This is a genomic window from Acinetobacter sp. NIOH-H-8 (assembly GCF_046635365.1).
In the GTDB taxonomy this organism is placed as follows: domain Bacteria; phylum Pseudomonadota; class Gammaproteobacteria; order Pseudomonadales; family Moraxellaceae; genus Acinetobacter.
The window spans coordinates 1-18,841 of record NZ_JBHDVN010000024.1; the positions used below are offsets into that span (position 1 = coordinate 1).

An 18,841-nucleotide genomic window follows, 5' to 3' on the forward strand; every position below is an offset into this window, starting at 1 on the left:
TCATGAAATACGGTATTCTGATGTGACAAAACCTGAATCCTGGTCGTTAAAGTGTTTGTTTGCACTCATATTTTAACTGTTAGGACTCAGGTTTTTTTATTTAAAGCAAACTATGGGACAGCAGTGAGGTTTTGGCCTCTCTTTTTTTGCTTGAGAATTAATAAAAATGATAAATATTCCCTCTCCTTTTAGGAGATGAGCAGCACTGCTGCGCAAGGGAGAGGTGATTTTAAAAAAACCCTCCTCCTAACCTCCTCCCAGAGGGAGGAGGAACTTCCAAATTTATAAATCAGTCTTATTCATCAACTCTAAATAATCCTGAAAACAATCCTGATGCTCTAACTCAAAGCCTATCTTTTCCATTCTTGTGGCATACAGCTTTTTACCCGTCACCCTGTCACTTTCCACTTTCAATATAAATAAACCCATCTGCTGCTGAAACCATTGCAAGACTTCATGCAAAAGTTGTGGCTGATTATTAGTCAAAATATATGAAGAATCAGGATGTTCCACGTGAATCATATGAGCTAGAAAACGTGATAAGTCTTCAATATGAATACGATTCGACCAGTGCAGATTTGGATAACTGATCATTGAGGTTGCCATTTTCTGCATACGTGCCACAGAAGTCCCATAAATTCCACTTGGGCGGATAATGGTACATTGATCAGGATAAGCCGCGAGATACGCCTGTTCCATGTGATGCAGAATTTCACCTTGAGCATCATTCGGATGAATTTCAGTTTCATCATCCACGCTTTCACCTGCATTCTGTCCATAAACCCGGGTTGATGAAACCACCACAATTCTTTTTACCGGATGGGATTTCAAGGCAGTGACGATTGGCTGAACCGAATCCAGATAAATGTGCTGATAGGCTTCGACACCACTCTGTTTGGGACTGAGTAACACATAGACCCAATCAATCGAAGCGGCTGCACTTAAATCTAGAGTATGCACATCCTGAATCAGATGAGTTGCGAATGAATCTGTTTTGGGACTCTGGCTAATTGTGCTAATTTGATGACCTTGCTCAAATAATTGTTTAGCTACCCGCTCGGATGTTTTACCATAACCAATAAATAAAATATGCATTCGACACCGAATCACAGACCTGGTTGAGGGGACATGGCTGCAGTCCATCAGTTACAAGGCGTTGGCAATGCCGCCGCTGCTTTACTCGAAAAACTAAATATCTTTAATACTGATGATTTGCTTTTTCATCTACCACGTGACTATGAAGACCGTAGCACGATCATTCCCATGAATCAATTAACGGTGGGACGCAGCTATTTGCTGGAAGGTGTCGTGAAAGGAATTGACTTCCCACCTGGTAAACGTAAGTCCATGGCAGTGTTACTGGATGATGATTCTGGCAAAGTCACTTTGCGCTTTTATCATATTTATAAAGGCATTACCGATCGCTGCAAGCTCGGTAACCGTTTAAGAGTCTTTGGTGAAGTGCGAGTCGGCGCCCGTGGTCTGGAAATGTATCATCCAGAGCTGCAAGTCATTACTGAATATACACCTCTACCCCATACCCAACTCACCTCGATCTATCCGGCAACCGAAGGACTGACTCAGCCCAAGCTGCGGGAATATATTAAACAGGCACTAGAACTGCACAGTGATGATTTGCCTGAACTGTTGCCACAAAAATTTAGCAATGGTTATGGCCTGAAGCAGGCACTGGAATATATTCATCATCCGCCATTGGACGCCAATATGTTGCAGCTCACTCAAGGCTCACATCCGGCACAGCAGCGTCTGATTTTTGAGGAACTGGTGGCACATCAAATCAGTTTGCTGACCCGGCGTGCTTTTATTCAGCAGATTGAAGCCCCTTCATTTTCTCCAAGTAAGACCTATGCCAAACAGCTTTTGGCCGGTTTGCCTTTCGAAATGACCGGTGCGCAAAAACGCGTATCTAAGGAAATTGCTATAGACCTGAAACAGAATAAACCGATGCTGCGTCTGGTGCAGGGTGATGTGGGCGCAGGTAAAACTTTGGTTGCCGGTGTTGCAGCCTGTCATGCCCTAGAAGAAGGATGGCAAGTCGCGCTGATGGCGCCAACTGAAATTCTGGCCGAACAGCATTACCTCAACTTCAAGCGCTGGTTCGAACCACTCGGTTTAAATATTGCCTGGCTTTCCGGCAAACAGAAAGGTAAAGCGCGTGTAGCAGCAGAACAAGTAATCCGTGATGGCAGCGCGCATCTGGTGGTGGGCACACATGCCCTGTTTCAGGAAAATGTCGAGTTTGCCAAACTGGGCTTAGTGATTATTGATGAGCAGCATCGTTTTGGGGTCGATCAACGCCTAGCCTTGAGAAATAAAGGCTTGGATGGCATGTCGCCGCATCAATTGGTGATGACCGCAACCCCGATTCCACGCACGCTTGCCATGTCAGCCTATGGCGATCTGGATACTTCGATTATTGATGAATTGCCACCGGGTCGTACTCCGATCCAGACTGTGACCATTCCGCTGGATCGTCGCGAAGAGGTTCTGCAACGTATTGCCACGAATTGTGCTGAGGGTAAACAGGCTTATTGGGTCTGTACTTTGGTGGAACAGTCGGAAACTCTGGATGCCCAAGCTGCAGAAGCAACCTTTACCGAGATCAAGGAACGCTTTCCTGAACTGAATATCGGTCTGGTACATGGCAAGATGAAAGCTGATGAAAAACAGGCAGTCATGCAGGAATTCAAAGACAATAAACTGCAGCTACTCATTGCCACCACCGTGATTGAAGTTGGGGTCGATGTCCCGAATGCTTCGATTATGGTGATTGAAAATGCCGAACGGCTTGGCCTGTCACAACTACATCAGCTGCGTGGCCGGGTGGGTCGTGGTGCTAAAGCCAGCTTCTGTGCCCTGCTTTATAAAAATCCATTGTCACAAAATGGTCAGGAACGTCTGCGCATCATGCGCGAAACCAATGATGGTTTTATCATTGCCGAGAAAGACCTGGAATTACGTGGTCCCGGCGAATTGTTAGGAACCAAACAGACCGGTGATATGGGTTTCCGTGTAGCCAAACTGGAACGTGATGATCACTTGCTGAATCAGGCGCATTATGTCGCCCAGCAGATGTTAAAAGATTATCCGAAACAGGCAGATGCATTATTAAAACGCTGGCTACCCGAGGCTCCACGCTATGCCTATGTTTAAGCTGCTCCAACAGGGAAAACACTGGCTGAATCGTTTACAGCCTTGTCAGCTATGCCAGACAGATTATCAAAACCTGCATTCTGTCTGTCAGGATTGTTGGCAGCAATTACCTTGGGCACATCAGACTATTCAGCATCAGGAAATGCAGTTTCAAGTGGCGTGTGACTACGCCTACCCAATGGATCGCCTGATTCAATTATTTAAATATGAGCAAAAGCTGCATCTGGAACCATTATTGGCAGGTGCATTACTGACCTTAAAATTTCCTAAAGTCAGCGCAGTGGTGCCTATGCCGATTTCAACCGAACGGCTGGTCGAACGTGGCTATAATCAATCCCTATTACTGGCCAAGCATGTTGCCAAACACTTACAAGTTCCCATCTGGCAGCCCATTGAACGACTCAATCAACATTCACAAAAAGGCTTAAGCCGTCTGGAACGTATCGAAGATATTGAAGCCCAGTTCAGAGTCACTACCTCTTCAAAATTTCGTTATCGTAAGGTTTTAATTATTGATGATGTGGTCACGACGGGTAGCTCAATTCGAGCTTTAAGCCAGCAACTGGAAAAACTGGGCTGTCAGCAGATTTATGCCGCCTGTCTAGCAGGAGCTAAACTTTAAATTAGGCTGGTGCCAGTAAGTTCTTTTTAACCCAAGGCATGACAATTTCTTTGGTCAGTGGTGCAAGTTTCACATCTTCCTGATTCAGGTCCACCCATTTCATCTCGGCAATCTCAGCTTCAATATGTGGTTCGCCATCTAATTGCACCAGATAAACATAACTGACCAGTTGATGATCCGGTTCGTTGGCAGTTTGTGTTTTAAAACACCCGATAAATTGCTGGATCTCAGCCTGACAGCCAATTTCTTCCTGAATTTCACGTAGCATGGTGCATTCAGGTGTTTCATCCGGTTCCAGCTTACCACCCACTTGCATAAAACAGTCAGTATTTTTCTTACGAACCACCAGCAGCTGCTGATCTGAATTCAAAATAATGGCAGCTGCGACAGTAATAATTTTCATGAATTCGGAACGATCAAATAGGAAATACTTATTTTACGAGATCTTCCTGATCAACCATACCCCATTTTGCTTCAGGCGGCTGGTAGTCTTGAAATTTCTGCAAAATTTCTTCGAAGTCATCACTTACGATCAGGGATTCAGTAAAACGTGGCTTGGTAAAACCTTTGTCTGTAGTCATCTGAATAAATTTCAGCAAATCATCATAAAAGCCATCGACATTGAGAAAAGCACAAGGTTTTTTATGAATCCCGAGCTGTGCCCAAGTCCATTGCTCAAAAATTTCCTCGAGCGTTCCAGCCCCACCCGGAATGGCAATAAAACCATCGGAGAGTTCTGACATTTTGGTCTTACGCTCATGCATATTATCGACCACATACAGCTTGGTAATATGCGGATGTGCCAGTTCGCGATTCACTAGGGGTCTTGGAATGACACCAATGACCTCGCCCCCTGCAGCTAAGGCACTATCCGCTACAATGCCCATCAATCCGGAACGACCACCACCATAAATCAGTGTTTGCTGTCTTTTTGCCAGGGTTTGACCTACCTTTTCGGCAATTTGTTTATAACCAGGTTCAGAACCTAGCGCTGAGCCACAGAAAATTGCGATAGAATTCATCATTTTCACCATTGCATTGCCGGTATATAGTACGCAGGCAGCGCCTGAGAGTTTTTTTTCAAAAATAACTGCACAATCAGTGTTTTTATTCAATTCCTTGTCTAAAATACACGCATTTAGATTAACATACTGCGCAAGGGAGAAAAGACAGCATGCTTGAAGCCTTTTACGCCACAGAGCGCGGTAGCCTAGAAGATGCCACCATCAATGGTGATTTCGACCTGCATCCGGAACTGGTTTGGATAGATTTAATTGCGCCTTCACAAGAAGAACAGCAATGGATTCTGGATGCCTATGAGCAAAACCTACCCACCTTAAAATCTCTGGAAGATATTTCTTCGAGTGCCCGATTTTACCGTGATGATGACGGTATTTTGCACATCAGTACCTATTTCTTAACGAAAAATAAAAATTATCAGGTCGAAAGTGAACATGAGGATGATGCCAGCATCCTCGCAACGGTTCAGACAGTCGCTTTCATTTTGCATAAAGACCGGCTCTTTACCCTACGCGGTGAAAAACTGGTAGCTTTCCGGGCCTTTCGTGCCCGTGCGCGTCGCAATGATTATGATATTGACTATAAAGATCCAACCTGGATTTTGCTGGGTTTGCTCGAGGCCAAACTGGATGAGTTGGCCGATATTCTGGAAGACGTACATAAGGATCTGGAAAAATACTCAACCGAAGTGCTGAATAACCGGCATCGTGAACAGATCCTGGATCTGGACGACATGATTACCCGTCTGGCTCAACTGGAAGATATGCTCGGAAAAGCTCAGCTGTGTCTGATCGATTTACGACGGGTACTTACCTTCCTGTCACGTCCACGAGCCTTAGGCAGTCATATTTATGATGCGGATATTCGAGAACTCAGTGAAGACGTCCGCTCACTGGTCGAGCATGATGCCTTCCTGTTCCAGAAAGTCCGCTTCTTGCTGGATACCACGTCCGGATTCATTAACACTGAACAGAATGATACGATCCGTCGCTTCTCGATTTTACCGAGTATGCTTGCGCCACCCATGCTGATTGCCAGTATTTACGGGATGAATACTGATGTCTTGCCCTTCGCTCAAGGTTCGATGAGCTTTGTGATGGTGAGCATTATTATTATGGGCTTTTTGATTGGGCCTCTTATTTACTTTAGATGGAAGAAGTGGATTTAGAATCCCTCCTAATTTCTCCTAAGGGAGGAATTTCCCTCTCTTTTCAGGTGATGTGCAGCACTGCTGCTCAAGGGTGAGGTGAGAATTAACTCTCTTGTGCTTAGATTTAAGGCAGTGCTTTAAATCTCGCTCAGAGAGAAAAGACTTCCAATATTTGCTTAAAGTTCGAGTCCAGGCCCATTTCTCCACTTTTTTAAAATACAAGTTCCCTCTCCTTTAGGGAGAGGTTAATTAACTAACCCCTCCTAAGCTCCCTTTGAGAAAGGGAGGAACTTTTTTAAAATATACCGGCAATAAAAAAGCACCTTTCGGTGCTTTTTTATTTACTGAATGATCTGTAAATCATCCTGCAAATGACAGGCCTGAATGATCTTCATCATTTTTTCAGGAACCGCTTTAAACTGTAGTCCTCGTGCTTGCGGGGTCTGGCGCAACCAGCGCACCAGAACTGCCAAAGCCAAAGTACTACCCTGCTCAAGTCCAGCCAGATTAACTACCACAGGAAACTTGTCCTGTGACTGAATGAAGCGCAGACCATCTAGGTAATAGTTCTGCGCATTGTCAGCGTCAATCTTGCCTGAAACCTGCAGTTCCTGATTATTGAATTGAATCACAGCTCACCTATCTTATTTTTTCTTGTCAATCGCCGCTTCAGCATCTGGCTTAAAGTTGGCAATGGCTTTATCCAAGTTACCACCATTACGTTTTACTGTAGCCGCAAACTGGTTACGGAACTGCAGACCCAAGTCAATACCAGAAACATTGATGTTACGGATTTTCCATTGTGAACCTTTATCAACCAGCTGGAAGGCAACCGGAATTTTCTCGCCTTTGTTATTAAAGTCGATGGTCACTACAGGATTTTTGCTGTTAGTTGCCTTATAAGGACGAACGCTGTAAGTCTGGTTACTGAACTTAGAGAAAGCCGTACCATAATTTTCAATCAGGGTTTCACGGAAGTTCTTTTCAAACTGTGCACGCTGCGCCGCAGTACTATACTGATTGGTCGCATAAGTCCCCATCACAATCCGGGTAAACGATTGGGAATCGATATATGGGTCAAGGTTCTGACGAACAATCGTTTTCACAAGCGCAGGATTGTTCTGCAATTTGGCATGATCGGTTTTAAGACGATCAATCAAATTGTCTGCAACTCTTTTAATAAAAGCAGGCGGGGCTTCAGACGGTGCAGCAAACACTGTACCAGCAACCATTGTTGAAAGAATGCTTGCAGCAAGCGTTTGTTTTACTAAAGTCTTCACTCAAATCTCCTCAATCTGTTATTCAACAAATGCAGGTTCTGCATCTGTTGTTTCTGAAAATGCAGCTTCTTCTGAGGCACTTTCCTGACTATCTGACGATTTTCCGGCACCACCGGTAATAAATTTCGTCACTAAATCTTCAATTTCCATGGTGCCTTGAGTGTTCGCAATCTGCTCACCACGTTTCAAGTAAGTCAGACCGCCACCTGGAATAATTTTCAGATACTTTTCACCCAATAAACCATTTGTTGCTACCATAATATAAGCATCTTCATCAATATTGGTGATGGATTTCATGTTATCTAATAGTTGTTTTTCCATTGTTTTTTGTTGCGCAGGATCGGCTGCGGTATAGTCTGAACTATAACGTAACTCTTCCAATGCTTCCTGCTGAACCTGCTTGAGCTGCTCGGCATTAAAAGAAGTCAGAGAGCCATCCAGCGTCATATGGACAGTGGCTAAACGGGTCACCGGATCCAGCGTAATTTTATCAACCTGACCGACTTTCACCCCACTTAAAGCAACTTTAGCGCGTGGCTTGATGCCATTTACATTTTCAAAAGTCGCTGTCATCTGATAGCTATCAGAAATATTGGTGCCTACCAAACCGCTGACACGCATCGCCAAAAAAAACAGGGCGATACCGAAAAGAATGACAAAAACACCAACGGCCAGCTCACTAGTACGTGATTTCATTAAATACCTCCGAACATGACCGCAGTCAACACGAAATCAAAACCTAATACGCACAGCGAAGAATAGACGACCGTACGTGTTGTAGAAGTTGCGATACCTTCTGATGTTGGTTCACAGGCATAACCCTGATAAACCGCGATCCAGGTACAAATTAATGCGAAAACAAAACTCTTGATAATGGTGCCATTCAGGACATCTTTATAGAATCGCACGGTACTTTCCATGCCACTCCAATATGCGCCTTCATCTGCACCCAGAAAATCAACGCCTACCATTTTTCCGCCCATAATCCCGACCGCAGCAAAGATTACAGAGAGCATTGGCAAGCTAAAAATACCGGCCCAAAGGCGTGGCGAAATCACCCGTTTTAAGGGATCTACCCCGATCATTTCCATACTGGACAATTGCTCGGTCGCTTTCATCAGACCAATTTCGGCAGTTAAGGCAGAACCGGCACGACCCGCAAATAGTAAGGCAGCAACCACAGGTGCCAATTCACGTAACAAGGTTAAAGCTACTGCAGTACCAAGCATCGCTTCACTACCGAATGTCGACAGGATGGTATACATCTGCAAACCGAGTACCGAACCAATAAACAGGCCAGATACCGCAATGATCAAGAGGGACAGCACCCCGACCCGATACATCTGATAAACAAACAGCTTTACTCCAAGCCAGGTCGGCATGGAAAAGAGAATCTGCAACAGCATCAGTGTTGCAACACCAATCCCCTGAACACGTTCAATAACGCGTCTACCTAAGGCAGCAATGGCATTCATGAACGTACCTCACCACTTAAATAAGCCTGATGACTAAACTGATAATCTACCGGGCCTTCAACCGAACCAGTCAGGAACTGCTGCACAAAGGCTGAAGGATGATTTTTCAATTCTTCTGCTGTGCCCTCACCCTGGATTTTGCCTTCTGCGACTACATAAATGTAATCGGCAATCGATAAAGTCTCTGCTACATCATGCGAAACAATAATCGTAGTTAAATCTAGTGCTTCGCGTAGAGAGCGAATCAGCCGGGTCAAAACTCCCATCACAATCGGATCCTGCCCGGCAAAAGGTTCATCGTACATGATCAGCTCCGGGTCCAGTGCAATCGCGCGAGCCAAAGCCACCCGGCGATTCATCCCGCCAGACAACTCTGAAGGCATCATTTGCTCTGCCCCACGTAGTCCTACTGACTCGAGTTTCAAAGCCACGATTTCAGCAATCAGATGTTCAGGCAATTTGGTATGCGCACGAATCGGAAAGGCAACATTTTCATAGACGCTCATGTCAGTAAACAGAGCGCCACTTTGGAACAGCATCCCCATACGTGCACGTGCAGAAAAAAGCTCGGAACGGGACATCTTGGCAATATCTTTACCGTCCAGTAAAACCTGACCCTGTTCAGGCGTCAGTTGCCCACCGATCAATCTCAACAAAGTAGTTTTACCAGTTCCGGAAGGTCCCATAATGGCAGTAATCTGTCCGCGACGAATGTTTAAACTGACATCGTCATAAATTACACGCTCACCCCGCTTGAAACTCAAATTCTTGACTTCAATCAAAGACTGAGGATCCTGCGCTGTTTGATTTTTCATAGCTGAGTTTATTCCTGCATTTTTTCAGCATGCATATGACAAAAGAACGAAGTTCAACATGTTAGCATTTGAAAATGAAGGGTCAAGTTCATGGAAAACATAATGCTCCATGCCTGGCCATATATTTCTAGTAATCAAAAATTTTATTTCGACGCGATTTTAACAGACTATGATCCATTTAAAAAACGATATACATAATAAATCAGATTGCACGAAAGCAAAGTTACCGCAATGTAGGACATGTACCCCTCAATAATATGAAAGACTATAAAAAGACGCTTTCAGATTACGGATCATCATAAACCCAGAAAAAGTTGATGAATTAGGCATTTTATGCTGAAAAAACAAAAAATCAATGCATAAAAAAACCAGCACTCAGGCTGGTTTTTTTATTTCAGACGTTATTCAATTAGTCATTGAATTTACGACGTGGACGATCTTCACCGAATGAACGCTCGCCACGTGGCTTGTCATCAAAGTTGCGACGCGCTGGACGGTCACCGAAGTCACGTTTTGGACGGTCATCACCGAATGAACGCGCTGGACGATCACCAAAACCACCTTCGCGACGTGCTGGACGATCACCGAAATCACGTTTAGGACGGTCACCGAAACCACCTTCACGACGTGGAGCAGGACGATCACCAAAATCACGTTTAGGACGGTCACCGAAAGAACCTTCACGACGTGGTTTGTAATCTACACGGTTACCGCGGTTGTCATCATTACCTTCGAAACGAGGACGGTCACCGAAGTCACGACGTGGGCGATCATTGTTAAACTCGCGACGTGGACGGTCTTCATTGAAGTCACGACGTGGACGATCACCGAAACCGCCTTCACGACGTGGACGATCGCTGTTGAAGTCACGACGTGGACGATCTTCGCCACCGAACGCAGGACGTTCGCCACGAGGTTTGTCATCGAAGCTACGACGTGGACGGTCATCACCACCTTCACGACGTTTGAAATTGCTCTCGCCTTCGAAACGACGACCACCACCGAAGCCACGACCACCATCACGACGACCGCCACGACCACGACCAGCGCCATCACGGCTACCGCGTGCAGGAGGTGGAGATGGCTCAAGACCTTCAATTTCAGATACGTTTAGACGAGCTTCAAGGAAGTCTTCTAGTGCACGGATTTTACCGCGTTCACGATAAGTCGCTAAAGTAATTGCTTTACCAGTACGGCCCGCACGACCTGTACGACCGATACGGTGTACATAGTCTTCGTTCTTCATAGGAAGACCAAAGTTGATCACGTGAGAGATTGTCGGTACGTCAAGACCACGTGCTGCAACGTCAGTTGCAACCAGGATTTTTGCACGACCTTCACGGATGCTGCGCAGACGACGGTTACGAACGGTTTGTGGCATCGCACCATGTAGAGCAACAACGGACAAACCTGCTTCAGCAAGTTCTTCAGCCAGCATATCTGTATCTTCTTGAGTAGAAGCAAAGACCACTGCCTGATCAACGTCTTCTTCGTTTAACCAGTGAGTAAGAAGTTTTTTCTTGTGCTCAAAGCCATCAGTCCAGTGTAAAGTCTGGGTAATGTCAGTATTGGTAGAGTGACCAGTTTCAATTGCAATACGCTCTGGCTCATTCATCATGCGCTCAGCAAGCGTAATGATACGTGGAGCGAAAGTTGCAGAGAACATCAGTGTTTGTTTACGGTTTGCAGCCAAGTCACCGATTGCTTCTAGGTCTTCAGAGAAGCCAAGATCCAGCATACGGTCAGCTTCGTCGACGATCAGCGAGTCAACTTTGTCAAGTTTGATTTGACGACGGTTAACAAGATCAAGTAAACGGCCTGGAGTTGCTACAACAACCTGTGCACCTTTTAACTGCTGGATTTGTTTACCAAAAGGCATACCACCCATAATTGCAGCAATACGAACACCTTTCATATGACGTACAAATGCGATCGCGTCTTGACATACTTGCTGTGCCAATTCACGAGTTGGTGAAATCACCAGAATAGTCGGTTGAGTCACCGCTTTCATACGTTCTTTAAATGGTACGAAAGTATCTTGGTTAGCAAGCGCGTTCAAAGTTGGGAGAAGGAACGCAGCGGTTTTACCCGAACCTGTCTGACTAGATACTAAAAGGTCTTTACCTTCTAGTGCAGCAGGGATAGATTGTTCTTGTACAGGAGTCGGAGTAGTAAAACCTAAGCCTTGAAGGGCTTGTTGTAACGATTCATGCAAAGAAAATTCAGCAAAAGTTTTGCTCATAGAGTATTCCACCCGGAAATTGGGTGCTCCATTAAAAATAAAGTCAAATGGACATCGACAAAAAGCGGTACAGCAATTAAACGCTGAAAAGAGATGATTCAGCGGCGATCCGAGTAACGACGATGTGATATAACGCACGCATGATTACGGCATAACCTGAAGGAATCGCTTTAGCGATTGGGGCGCGAGATATCGTCCTCTCTTTGGACCGCACGCGCATACACAATGATAAGAAGAGAAATGTTCAGGTGACGAACAGAAATTAAGTGCGTGCGCAGATTATAGCAGGATTATTCATAAAGTCATCCGCTTTTCAGATTATTTTGTTTAACTGCTAATTTCTTCATCAATTTCTAAGACTTAAACAAGAAAAGAAATGTAATTAATTCTCCAGCTGGTCAATTTTCTTTTTATCAAGGCTGTGAATCATCTAAATATGAAGATATTTATCCCGTAATTATTTTCAAAAAATAAAAAAGGCATCCCGAGAGATACCTTTTTAATATTCGATTTACGGCATTAAACCCGATTATTTCGCTGCCTCACCCCAAGCAGGAACAACTGCTTGCATAAGAGGTTTCAGCATTTTCATTGAACAAGCCAAAACTTGACCATTTTCCATAGAATCGCTACCACCACGCGCATCAACCACAGTACCGCCCGCTTCTTTCACGATTAACTCGCCTGCTGCAATATCCCAAGGTTTCAAGCCAAGCTCGAAGTAACCATCAAGACGACCAGCAGCGACATAAGCCAGATCCAAGGCAGCTGAACCACCACGACGGAATTGTGCACCTGCTTCAGTCACATTGAGCAATGCATCAAAATGATTCTTGGCATAAGAGACTACTTCACCATTACGTTTAGTACGGTAAGCATGACCTACTGCCAGGAAAGTATTGTTCAGACTGTCTTTAACATTTACACGGATACGGCGCTGGTTCAGCATCGCACCACGACCACGGCTCGCAGAGAATAGCTCATCTTTCACCGGGTCATAAATAACACCGTGTTGAGTTACACCTTTGTGCTGAACTGCGATAGAGATACAGAAATGCGGAAAACCGTTGATAAAGTTTAGTGTGCCATCAAGTGGATCGATCACCCAACACCAATCAGCGTCGTGACCTTTACCTTCTTGCAGACCAAATTCTTCACCAAGGAAACTGTGATTTTTATAGCTTTTACGTAGAGTATCGATGGTCAACTGTTCCAGATAACGATCTACACGCGTTACCGGACCATCAATGCCTTTTTCTTCGACTTGCAGATCGAGTTTATGACGATTTTGATGCGCTTTTAAAAGCTCTTGACCAACTAATTGAGCCGCACGCGCAGCCATCACCACCATAGGTTCCATTGAACACCCACTACAAATTTGAAGATACTGATAAAGAATAATGCATAAAAGCCCGCATATTTTAGCAAATATCCGGGCTTTTTGGGAAAAAATGTGTCGAAACTTTTTAAGCGTTTATAACAGGACGCTTTGACCAGGCTTCATTGATTGATTTTTCAATGCCTTGGCTATCAAGTCCTGCCTGTTGCAACATTTGACTATGTGTTGCTTGTGCCATAAAGCTATCCGCTAAACCTAGATTCAGGATTGGTTTAACAATTTGAGCTTCAGCCAGATACTCATTCACTGCACTTCCTGCGCCGCCCATGACTGCATGTTCTTCAACAGTAACAAACAGGCTGGTTGAATGGGCCAGTTGGTTTAACATTTTGGTATCCAGTGGTTTGATGAAACGCATATTTACCACGCGTACACCCACATCATGCTTGCTGGCAAATACTTGAGCAGCTTCAACTGCAGCTTGAACTCGACTACCGAATGCTAGAATCGAAACATATTCATCATATTGTTCGTTCAGACTGAGCAACAATTCTGCCTGACCGATCTGCATCTCGGTCATGGTTTTCTGGATTTCCACACCCAGTCCATTCCCGCGCGGATAACGCACTGCTGCCGGACCATGATACAGATAAGCCGTATGCAACATCTGACGGCATTCATTCTCATCTTTTGGTGCCATGATCACCAGATTCGGAATGGTACGCATATAGGCATAGTCATAGGCACCGGCATGCGTTGGACCATCTTCACCAACCAGACCGGCACGGTCGATCCCAAACGTTACATCCAGATTTTGCAACGCCACGTCATGCACCAACTGATCATAACCCCGTTGCAGGAAAGTTGAATAGATAGCGACGACCGGTTTAAGACCTTCACAAGCCATGCCAGCGGCAAGCGTTACTGCATGTTGTTCTGCAATGGCCACATCAAAGAAACGTTCAGGATATTCTTTGGCAAACTGCACCATGCCTGAACCTTCACACATTGCCGGAGTAATCGCCAATAGGCGTTTATCCTGTGCTGCTTCATCACATAACCATTGTCCAAATACATCCGAATATTTCGGTGCTGGATTAGGGACTGCAACTGCATTGAGTTTACTAATGGCGTGGTATTTAATCTGGTCACATTCTGCTGGCGCAAAGCCCTTACCTTTTTTGGTATAGATATGGATTAGACGCGGACCTTTACGTTTTTTCAAGGCTTTAAAGACATGTACCAGCTGTTTAACATCATGGCCATCATAAGGACCAAAATAATCAAAACCGATGGCTTTAAACAGGTTATCAGCAGCATCAGTTGCAGCCTGATGTAAACGCGAGTTATATAGCCATTCCGGATGCGGCTGTACATAAGCCTCACCATCTTCAGTCACATTGACGAATTCGCCACGCTCCCAGATTGCAGCGAGATGCTTGGCAAAACCACCAGTACTACATGAAATCGACATATCATTGTCGTTCAGGACCACCATCAAGTCAGCCTGATGTGCCACAGCATCGTTCATAGCTTCAAAGGCCATACCTGCTGTCATGGCACCATCACCAATGATTGATACAACTTCGCACGGATTGTTCTGATAACGGCGTGCCAGAGCCATGCCGAGGCCAGCAGAAATTGCGGTAGATGAATGCCCTACCCCAAAAGTATCAAATTCGGATTCTTCACGCGCCGGAAATGCGGCCAGACCATCTTTTGCACGGATTGTAGTGAGCTGCTCACGACGTCCGGTCAACGCCTTATGCGGATAAGCCTGATGACCCACATCCCAGATCAGGCGATCATGTGGCGTATTAAAGCAGTAATGTAAAGCGACAGTAAGCTCAATCACACCCAGATTGGCCCCAAAGTGTCCACCACTCTGACCCGCAGCATACAAAATGAATTGACGTAACTCATCCGCCACTTGTGTGAGCTGGCTTTGCTCGAGTGCACGCAGTTGCTCAGGATGATCGATCGCATCAAGCAACGGTGTTACAGGGCGTTGAGTTGGTATTTCTGTATACAGCATATATGGCAAAGCCTTCTAAAGCCTGGCAAAATCTTAAGCTAGGTCAATGGGGAATAACCGATCATATAGTTGAATTGTAGCAGCTTCAATTCAGCTACGCTTCTAGCGATGCAATATTAAACAGCGATCTCGTCGGGGTAAAAAATTTGCAGGCTACGATTATCCTGAATAATCTTACTATTTATCAACTATTATCGTTCGCTTTCTACAAAAAAGAAAATGTTCTTCATAAATTCAGCTGAGCAATTCTACTAATGTTTAAGCATTACGCTATACTTTAGCTACTTTATTAGGATTTTACGGGTTCAGCTGTGCCTATCGAATTTGTCGCAACTTCAAGATTACCGACCGCTCATGGTGAATTTAAAATTACTGTTTTTCAAGACCCTAAGACTGGCGAAGAACATGTCGCGCTTTCCAAAGGCCTCGAAGAACCAAGTGATGAACCTGTGCTGGTCCGTGTACATTCTGAATGTTTAACCGGTGATGCCTTTGCTTCATTAAAATGCGACTGTGGCCCTCAACTCCAGGCAACACAAAAACTGATTAATGAAGTGGGTCGCGGTGTCATTCTTTATTTACGTCAGGAAGGACGCGGAATTGGCCTGACCAATAAAATCCGTGCATATGCCTTGCAAGACCAGGGCCATGATACGGTCGATGCCAATCTGATGCTGAATTTACCTGCAGATGCACGTCAATATGATATGTGCAGCATCATGCTAGATCACTTAGGTGTAAAAGCCGTCCGCCTGATTACCAACAACCCTTTAAAAATTGATGCACTGAAAGAGCAAGGCATTAATGTAGTGGACCGTGTACCACTCACTGTGGGTCTGAATCCATTCAATGAGCAATACCTCAAAACCAAGCATGAGCGTATGGCGCATATGTATCAGAAGGAAGATTTTTAAAAGAATCTCCCCCTGCCCCCTCTTTTTCAAAGAGGGGAAATTTCCTTTTATATAAGTATAGGGAAGCCTCCCTTTTTTAAAGGGAGGTTTGGAGGGATTTATAAGATCCTAAGAGGGATTCTTAAATCGTCATCGAGAAAATCCGGTTCTCTGGCATGCGACGCTTTAAACGTAAATCAAAAGCCATACAAATATTGCGTACAAATGGTTTCCCTTTCTCCAAAATCGTGACTGAAGAGTCTTCAATTTTGATCAGCTGATCCTGCTGCATTTCCTCAAGCTGCTCCAGAACTTCATCAATTTCAGCAAACTGCATGTCAGGTTTTGCCCAAGAGGTAGTAAAGCTACACATCAGATTCAGGATATGTTTACGGGTAATCAGATCTTCCTGAGTCAGGATATGCCCTTTAAAGACCGGAATCTGGTTTTGCTCTAGCAGTTCATAATATTCTTCAATGGTTTTCACATTCTGCGCAAAGCTATACCAGCTATCACTAATCGAAGAAATTCCGAGTCCGATCATCACCTGAGTTTTAGACGCGGTATAACCCATAAAATTGCGGTGCAAAGTTCCAGACTGAAAGGACTGGTACATGCTGTCTTTTTCTAGCGCAAAATGATCCATACCAATTTCATGATAACCATGCGCTAAGAGTTTCTTCTTACCTTCTTCATAACATTGACGCTTGATCTCATCTTTCGGTACATCAGCATCTTTAAAACCGCGCTGGCCATTCCCTTTAATCCAAGGCACATGTGCATAGCTATATAAGGCCAGACGGTCTGGTAACAGTGAATTGGTCTGATCGATGGTATTTAAGACATCCTCCAGGCTTTGAAATGGCAGACCAAAAACCAGATCATGCGAAATCGATTCATAACCAATTTCACGTGCCCATTCAGTCACCTGTTTAACATTTTCATAAGGCTGAATCCGGTGAATGGCTTTTTGTACAGTTTCATTATAATCCTGCACGCCATAACTGACCCGACGAAAACCCAGGTCATGCAAGCCTTGCAAATGCTCACGCGTGGTATTGTTTGGATGACCTTCGAAGCTGAATTCATGCTCTGCTGCAATCTTGGCTTTGGACAAAATACCTTGAATCAGCTGGGTTAAATGTTCAATGGAAAAGAACGTCGGTGTCCCACCACCAAGATGAATTTCTTTGATGATGGGTTTTTCTTCTAATAACTCACAATACAGCTCCCATTCTTTCAGCACAGCTTGTATATAAGGCTGCTCGACTTCATGACGTTTGGTCACCCGTTTATGACAGCCACAAAAGGTACATAAACTTTCACAAAATGGCAGATGAATATACAGGCTGATGCCTTCAGTCGCATTCGACTCCTGAAAAGAACGTTTTAGTGTCTGCTTCCAAAGCTCTAGTGAAAATCCTGACTCTTCCCAATAAGGTACGGTTGGATAACTGGTGTAGCGAGGACCGGGGACATTATATTTTTGAATGAGAGAATTTGCCTGCACAGTCATGAATGCCTACCACCTTATCAGTCAGGTTAATGCGCTGCATAAGCGCTGTTGAGGTTATTGTGCGGAGCTCAAAAAAAGAATTCAACCTAGTAGTCTGGTCGGATTTAATGTACTACACATCCTTCTAAAACATTAGGTTGAATGTTGTTACAGATGGTGAGCCTCCAGAAAAACACCTTAATTTTTAGGCCATTTTATGCTTTGATGTAAGCAGTCTTTTTATTTCCCTATGAGGGTTCTGATGCAGCATCCTACCTCTGCAGATATTCAACGCGTTCGCGATTTTCTCCTCGACCTGCAAGCCCGGATTTGTGCCGCGCTGGAACAGCAGGAACGTGCCGGTGGCGGCACGGCTGAATTTGTGATTGATGACTGGCAACGTCCTGAAGGTGGCGGTGGCCGCTCACGCGTGCTGCAAAATGGTACGGTGATTGAAAAAGGCGGTGTGATGTTCTCTCACATCAATATTTCCAAACTGCCCGCTTCTGCCACTGAACGCCATCCGAATATAGCCGGAGCTAAAGCCCAAGCCATGGGTGTATCTTTAGTCATCCATCCTAAAAATCCGAATGTCCCGACCTCACATGCCAATGTACGTTTATTTGTGGCGGAAAAAGAAGGTCAGGATCCAATCTGGTGGTTTGGTGGCGGTTTTGACCTCACCCCTTTCTATCCAAATGATGAAGATGTGCTGTCATGGCACCAGACAGCGCATGATCTCTGTGCTCCATTTGGCGAAGAGGTTTATCCAGAACATAAAAAATGGTGTGATGATTATTTCTATCTAAAACATCGTGATGAGCAGCGCGGTGTCGGTGGCCTATTCTTTGATGACCTGAATCAATGGGATTTTGAAACCTGTTTCCAATATATGCAGGCCGTAGGCAATGGCTATTTAGAGGCCATTCTGCCAATTTTCCAGCGCAACCAAGACAAGCCTTATACTGAAGCACAACGTGATTTCCAGCTGTATCGTCGTGGCCGTTATGTGGAATACAATCTGGTATATGATCGTGGCACACTGTTTGGCCTGCAGACGGGTGGACGGATTGAATCAATTCTAGTCAGCCTGCCGCCTCTTACCGGCTGGTTATATCGTCCGGAATGGGCGGAAGGATCACCAGAAAAACGTTTAATCGATTACTACCTCAAACCGCATGACTGGTTAACAGAATTAAAAACAAAATAAAGCAATCAAAATATTTAAATACAAATTGCCCTCAGATCGAGGGCTGTTTTAATGGATAAATCCTCTATACTGCAACTCAGAAAGATATTTC

Annotated in this window: 17 protein-coding genes; 5 read left to right on the top strand and 12 right to left on the bottom strand. The window is 44.7% G+C overall.

Translation table 11 applies throughout. The annotated features are described in order from the left end of the window. Positions 1-282: 282 nt before the first annotated feature. Entirely contained in the window at positions 283-1,095 is an 813-nt protein-coding gene (locus tag ACEWB7_RS10470; RefSeq protein WP_262738431.1) for an NAD-dependent epimerase/dehydratase family protein, read from the bottom strand. Positions 1,096-1,128: 33 nt separating this feature from the next. On the opposite strand from ACEWB7_RS10470, the gene recG reads away from it, so the two are divergent. Then, positions 1,129-3,174, top strand: coding sequence for an ATP-dependent DNA helicase RecG (gene recG, locus ACEWB7_RS10475; protein WP_262738432.1), 2,046 nt, complete (start codon positions 1,129-1,131; stop codon positions 3,172-3,174). After that, positions 3,161-3,796: a ComF family protein gene (locus tag ACEWB7_RS10480; RefSeq protein ID WP_411580737.1), complete on the top strand. Its 636-nt coding sequence runs from the start codon at positions 3,161-3,163 to the stop codon at positions 3,794-3,796. Before recG ends, ACEWB7_RS10480 begins: the two co-directional genes overlap by 14 nt. 1 nt (position 3,797) lies before the next feature. On the opposite strand, the gene ACEWB7_RS10485 is transcribed toward ACEWB7_RS10480, so the two are convergent. Continuing rightward, positions 3,798-4,199 (bottom strand): NUDIX hydrolase, encoded by a 402-nt coding sequence (locus ACEWB7_RS10485; protein ID WP_262738436.1) that lies wholly within the window; start codon positions 4,197-4,199, stop codon positions 3,798-3,800. A 28-nt stretch (positions 4,200-4,227) separates the two neighbouring features. Beyond that, positions 4,228-4,818, bottom strand: a complete 591-nt coding sequence (locus tag ACEWB7_RS10490; protein ID WP_034701503.1) for a TIGR00730 family Rossman fold protein — start codon at positions 4,816-4,818, stop codon at positions 4,228-4,230. Positions 4,819-4,970: 152 nt separating this feature from the next. On the opposite strand from ACEWB7_RS10490, the gene ACEWB7_RS10495 reads away from it, so the two are divergent. Beyond that, on the top strand, positions 4,971-5,984 hold the full coding sequence (locus tag ACEWB7_RS10495) for a CorA family divalent cation transporter (protein ID WP_004786961.1): 1,014 nt from the start codon (positions 4,971-4,973) through the stop codon (positions 5,982-5,984). Positions 5,985-6,307: 323 nt separating this feature from the next. Here the strand turns inward: ACEWB7_RS10495 and ACEWB7_RS10500 are convergent, their stop codons facing one another. The 8 genes from ACEWB7_RS10500 to dxs all read right to left on the bottom strand — a co-directional run bounded on the left by ACEWB7_RS10500 (position 6,308) and on the right by dxs (position 15,152). After that, positions 6,308-6,598, bottom strand: coding sequence for a lipid asymmetry maintenance protein MlaB (locus ACEWB7_RS10500; RefSeq protein WP_180003286.1), 291 nt, complete (start codon positions 6,596-6,598; stop codon positions 6,308-6,310). A 12-nt stretch (positions 6,599-6,610) separates the two neighbouring features. Next, complete coding sequence (locus ACEWB7_RS10505) at positions 6,611-7,246, bottom strand: phospholipid-binding protein MlaC (protein ID WP_004786965.1); 636 nt, start codon at positions 7,244-7,246, stop codon at positions 6,611-6,613. An 18-nt stretch (positions 7,247-7,264) separates the two neighbouring features. After that, positions 7,265-7,942 carry an outer membrane lipid asymmetry maintenance protein MlaD gene (locus ACEWB7_RS10510; RefSeq protein WP_004786968.1) on the bottom strand — a complete coding sequence of 226 codons (678 nt, stop codon included), beginning with the start codon at positions 7,940-7,942 and terminating at the stop codon, positions 7,265-7,267. Next, positions 7,942-8,721 (bottom strand): lipid asymmetry maintenance ABC transporter permease subunit MlaE, encoded by a 780-nt coding sequence (mlaE, locus tag ACEWB7_RS10515; protein ID WP_004786970.1) that lies wholly within the window; start codon positions 8,719-8,721, stop codon positions 7,942-7,944. Before mlaE ends, ACEWB7_RS10510 begins: the two co-directional genes overlap by 1 nt. After that, the gene (locus ACEWB7_RS10520) at positions 8,718-9,536 is read right to left on the bottom strand and encodes an ABC transporter ATP-binding protein (protein ID WP_262738442.1); all 819 of its coding nucleotides are present in this window, start codon (positions 9,534-9,536) and stop codon (positions 8,718-8,720) included. The genes mlaE and ACEWB7_RS10520 overlap by 4 nt, the downstream gene beginning before the upstream one ends. A 409-nt stretch (positions 9,537-9,945) precedes the next feature. Then, positions 9,946-11,778, bottom strand: coding sequence for a DEAD/DEAH box helicase (locus ACEWB7_RS10525; protein ID WP_180011177.1), 1,833 nt, complete (start codon positions 11,776-11,778; stop codon positions 9,946-9,948). A 529-nt stretch (positions 11,779-12,307) separates the two neighbouring features. After that, the gene (locus ACEWB7_RS10530; protein ID WP_004786976.1) at positions 12,308-13,138 is read right to left on the bottom strand and encodes an inositol monophosphatase family protein; all 831 of its coding nucleotides are present in this window, start codon (positions 13,136-13,138) and stop codon (positions 12,308-12,310) included. Between the two features lie 106 nt (positions 13,139-13,244). Then, positions 13,245-15,152, bottom strand: a complete 1,908-nt coding sequence (dxs, locus tag ACEWB7_RS10535) for a 1-deoxy-D-xylulose-5-phosphate synthase (RefSeq protein WP_262738446.1) — start codon at positions 15,150-15,152, stop codon at positions 13,245-13,247. Between the two features lie 311 nt (positions 15,153-15,463). On the opposite strand from dxs, the gene ribA reads away from it, so the two are divergent. Further along, positions 15,464-16,066, top strand: a complete 603-nt coding sequence (ribA, locus tag ACEWB7_RS10540; RefSeq protein ID WP_004786979.1) for a GTP cyclohydrolase II — start codon at positions 15,464-15,466, stop codon at positions 16,064-16,066. Positions 16,067-16,187: 121 nt separating this feature from the next. Here ribA and hemN read toward each other — a convergent pair whose 3' ends face one another. Further along, positions 16,188-17,561 carry an oxygen-independent coproporphyrinogen III oxidase gene (hemN, locus tag ACEWB7_RS10545; RefSeq protein WP_262738447.1) on the bottom strand — a complete coding sequence of 458 codons (1,374 nt, stop codon included), beginning with the start codon at positions 17,559-17,561 and terminating at the stop codon, positions 16,188-16,190. 241 nt (positions 17,562-17,802) lie between these two features. Between hemN and hemF the strand changes: the two genes are divergently transcribed. Then, positions 17,803-18,750, top strand: a complete 948-nt coding sequence (gene hemF / locus ACEWB7_RS10550) for an oxygen-dependent coproporphyrinogen oxidase (RefSeq protein ID WP_262738450.1) — start codon at positions 17,803-17,805, stop codon at positions 18,748-18,750. Positions 18,751-18,841 lie beyond the last annotated feature (91 nt).

What these genes read in the sequence shown, in the direction of transcription:
- ACEWB7_RS10470 (WP_262738431.1), bottom strand. Translation starts at nt 1,095, where the DNA reads ATGCATATTTTATTTATTGGTTATGGTAAAACATCCGAGCGGGTAGCT.
- recG (WP_262738432.1), top strand. Translation starts at nt 1,129, where the DNA reads ATGGCTGCAGTCCATCAGTTACAAGGCGTTGGCAATGCCGCCGCTGCT.
- ACEWB7_RS10480 (WP_411580737.1), top strand. Translation starts at nt 3,161, where the DNA reads ATGCCTATGTTTAAGCTGCTCCAACAGGGAAAACACTGGCTGAATCGT.
- ACEWB7_RS10485 (WP_262738436.1), bottom strand. Translation starts at nt 4,199, where the DNA reads ATGAAAATTATTACTGTCGCAGCTGCCATTATTTTGAATTCAGATCAG.
- ACEWB7_RS10490 (WP_034701503.1), bottom strand. Translation starts at nt 4,818, where the DNA reads ATGAATTCTATCGCAATTTTCTGTGGCTCAGCGCTAGGTTCTGAACCT.
- ACEWB7_RS10495 (WP_004786961.1), top strand. Translation starts at nt 4,971, where the DNA reads ATGCTTGAAGCCTTTTACGCCACAGAGCGCGGTAGCCTAGAAGATGCC.
- ACEWB7_RS10510 (WP_004786968.1), bottom strand. Translation starts at nt 7,942, where the DNA reads ATGAAATCACGTACTAGTGAGCTGGCCGTTGGTGTTTTTGTCATTCTT.
- mlaE (WP_004786970.1), bottom strand. Translation starts at nt 8,721, where the DNA reads ATGAATGCCATTGCTGCCTTAGGTAGACGCGTTATTGAACGTGTTCAG.
- ACEWB7_RS10520 (WP_262738442.1), bottom strand. Translation starts at nt 9,536, where the DNA reads ATGAAAAATCAAACAGCGCAGGATCCTCAGTCTTTGATTGAAGTCAAG.
- ACEWB7_RS10525 (WP_180011177.1), bottom strand. Translation starts at nt 11,778, where the DNA reads ATGAGCAAAACTTTTGCTGAATTTTCTTTGCATGAATCGTTACAACAA.
- ACEWB7_RS10530 (WP_004786976.1), bottom strand. Translation starts at nt 13,138, where the DNA reads ATGGAACCTATGGTGGTGATGGCTGCGCGTGCGGCTCAATTAGTTGGT.
- dxs (WP_262738446.1), bottom strand. Translation starts at nt 15,152, where the DNA reads ATGCTGTATACAGAAATACCAACTCAACGCCCTGTAACACCGTTGCTT.
- hemN (WP_262738447.1), bottom strand. Translation starts at nt 17,561, where the DNA reads ATGACTGTGCAGGCAAATTCTCTCATTCAAAAATATAATGTCCCCGGT.
- hemF (WP_262738450.1), top strand. Translation starts at nt 17,803, where the DNA reads ATGCAGCATCCTACCTCTGCAGATATTCAACGCGTTCGCGATTTTCTC.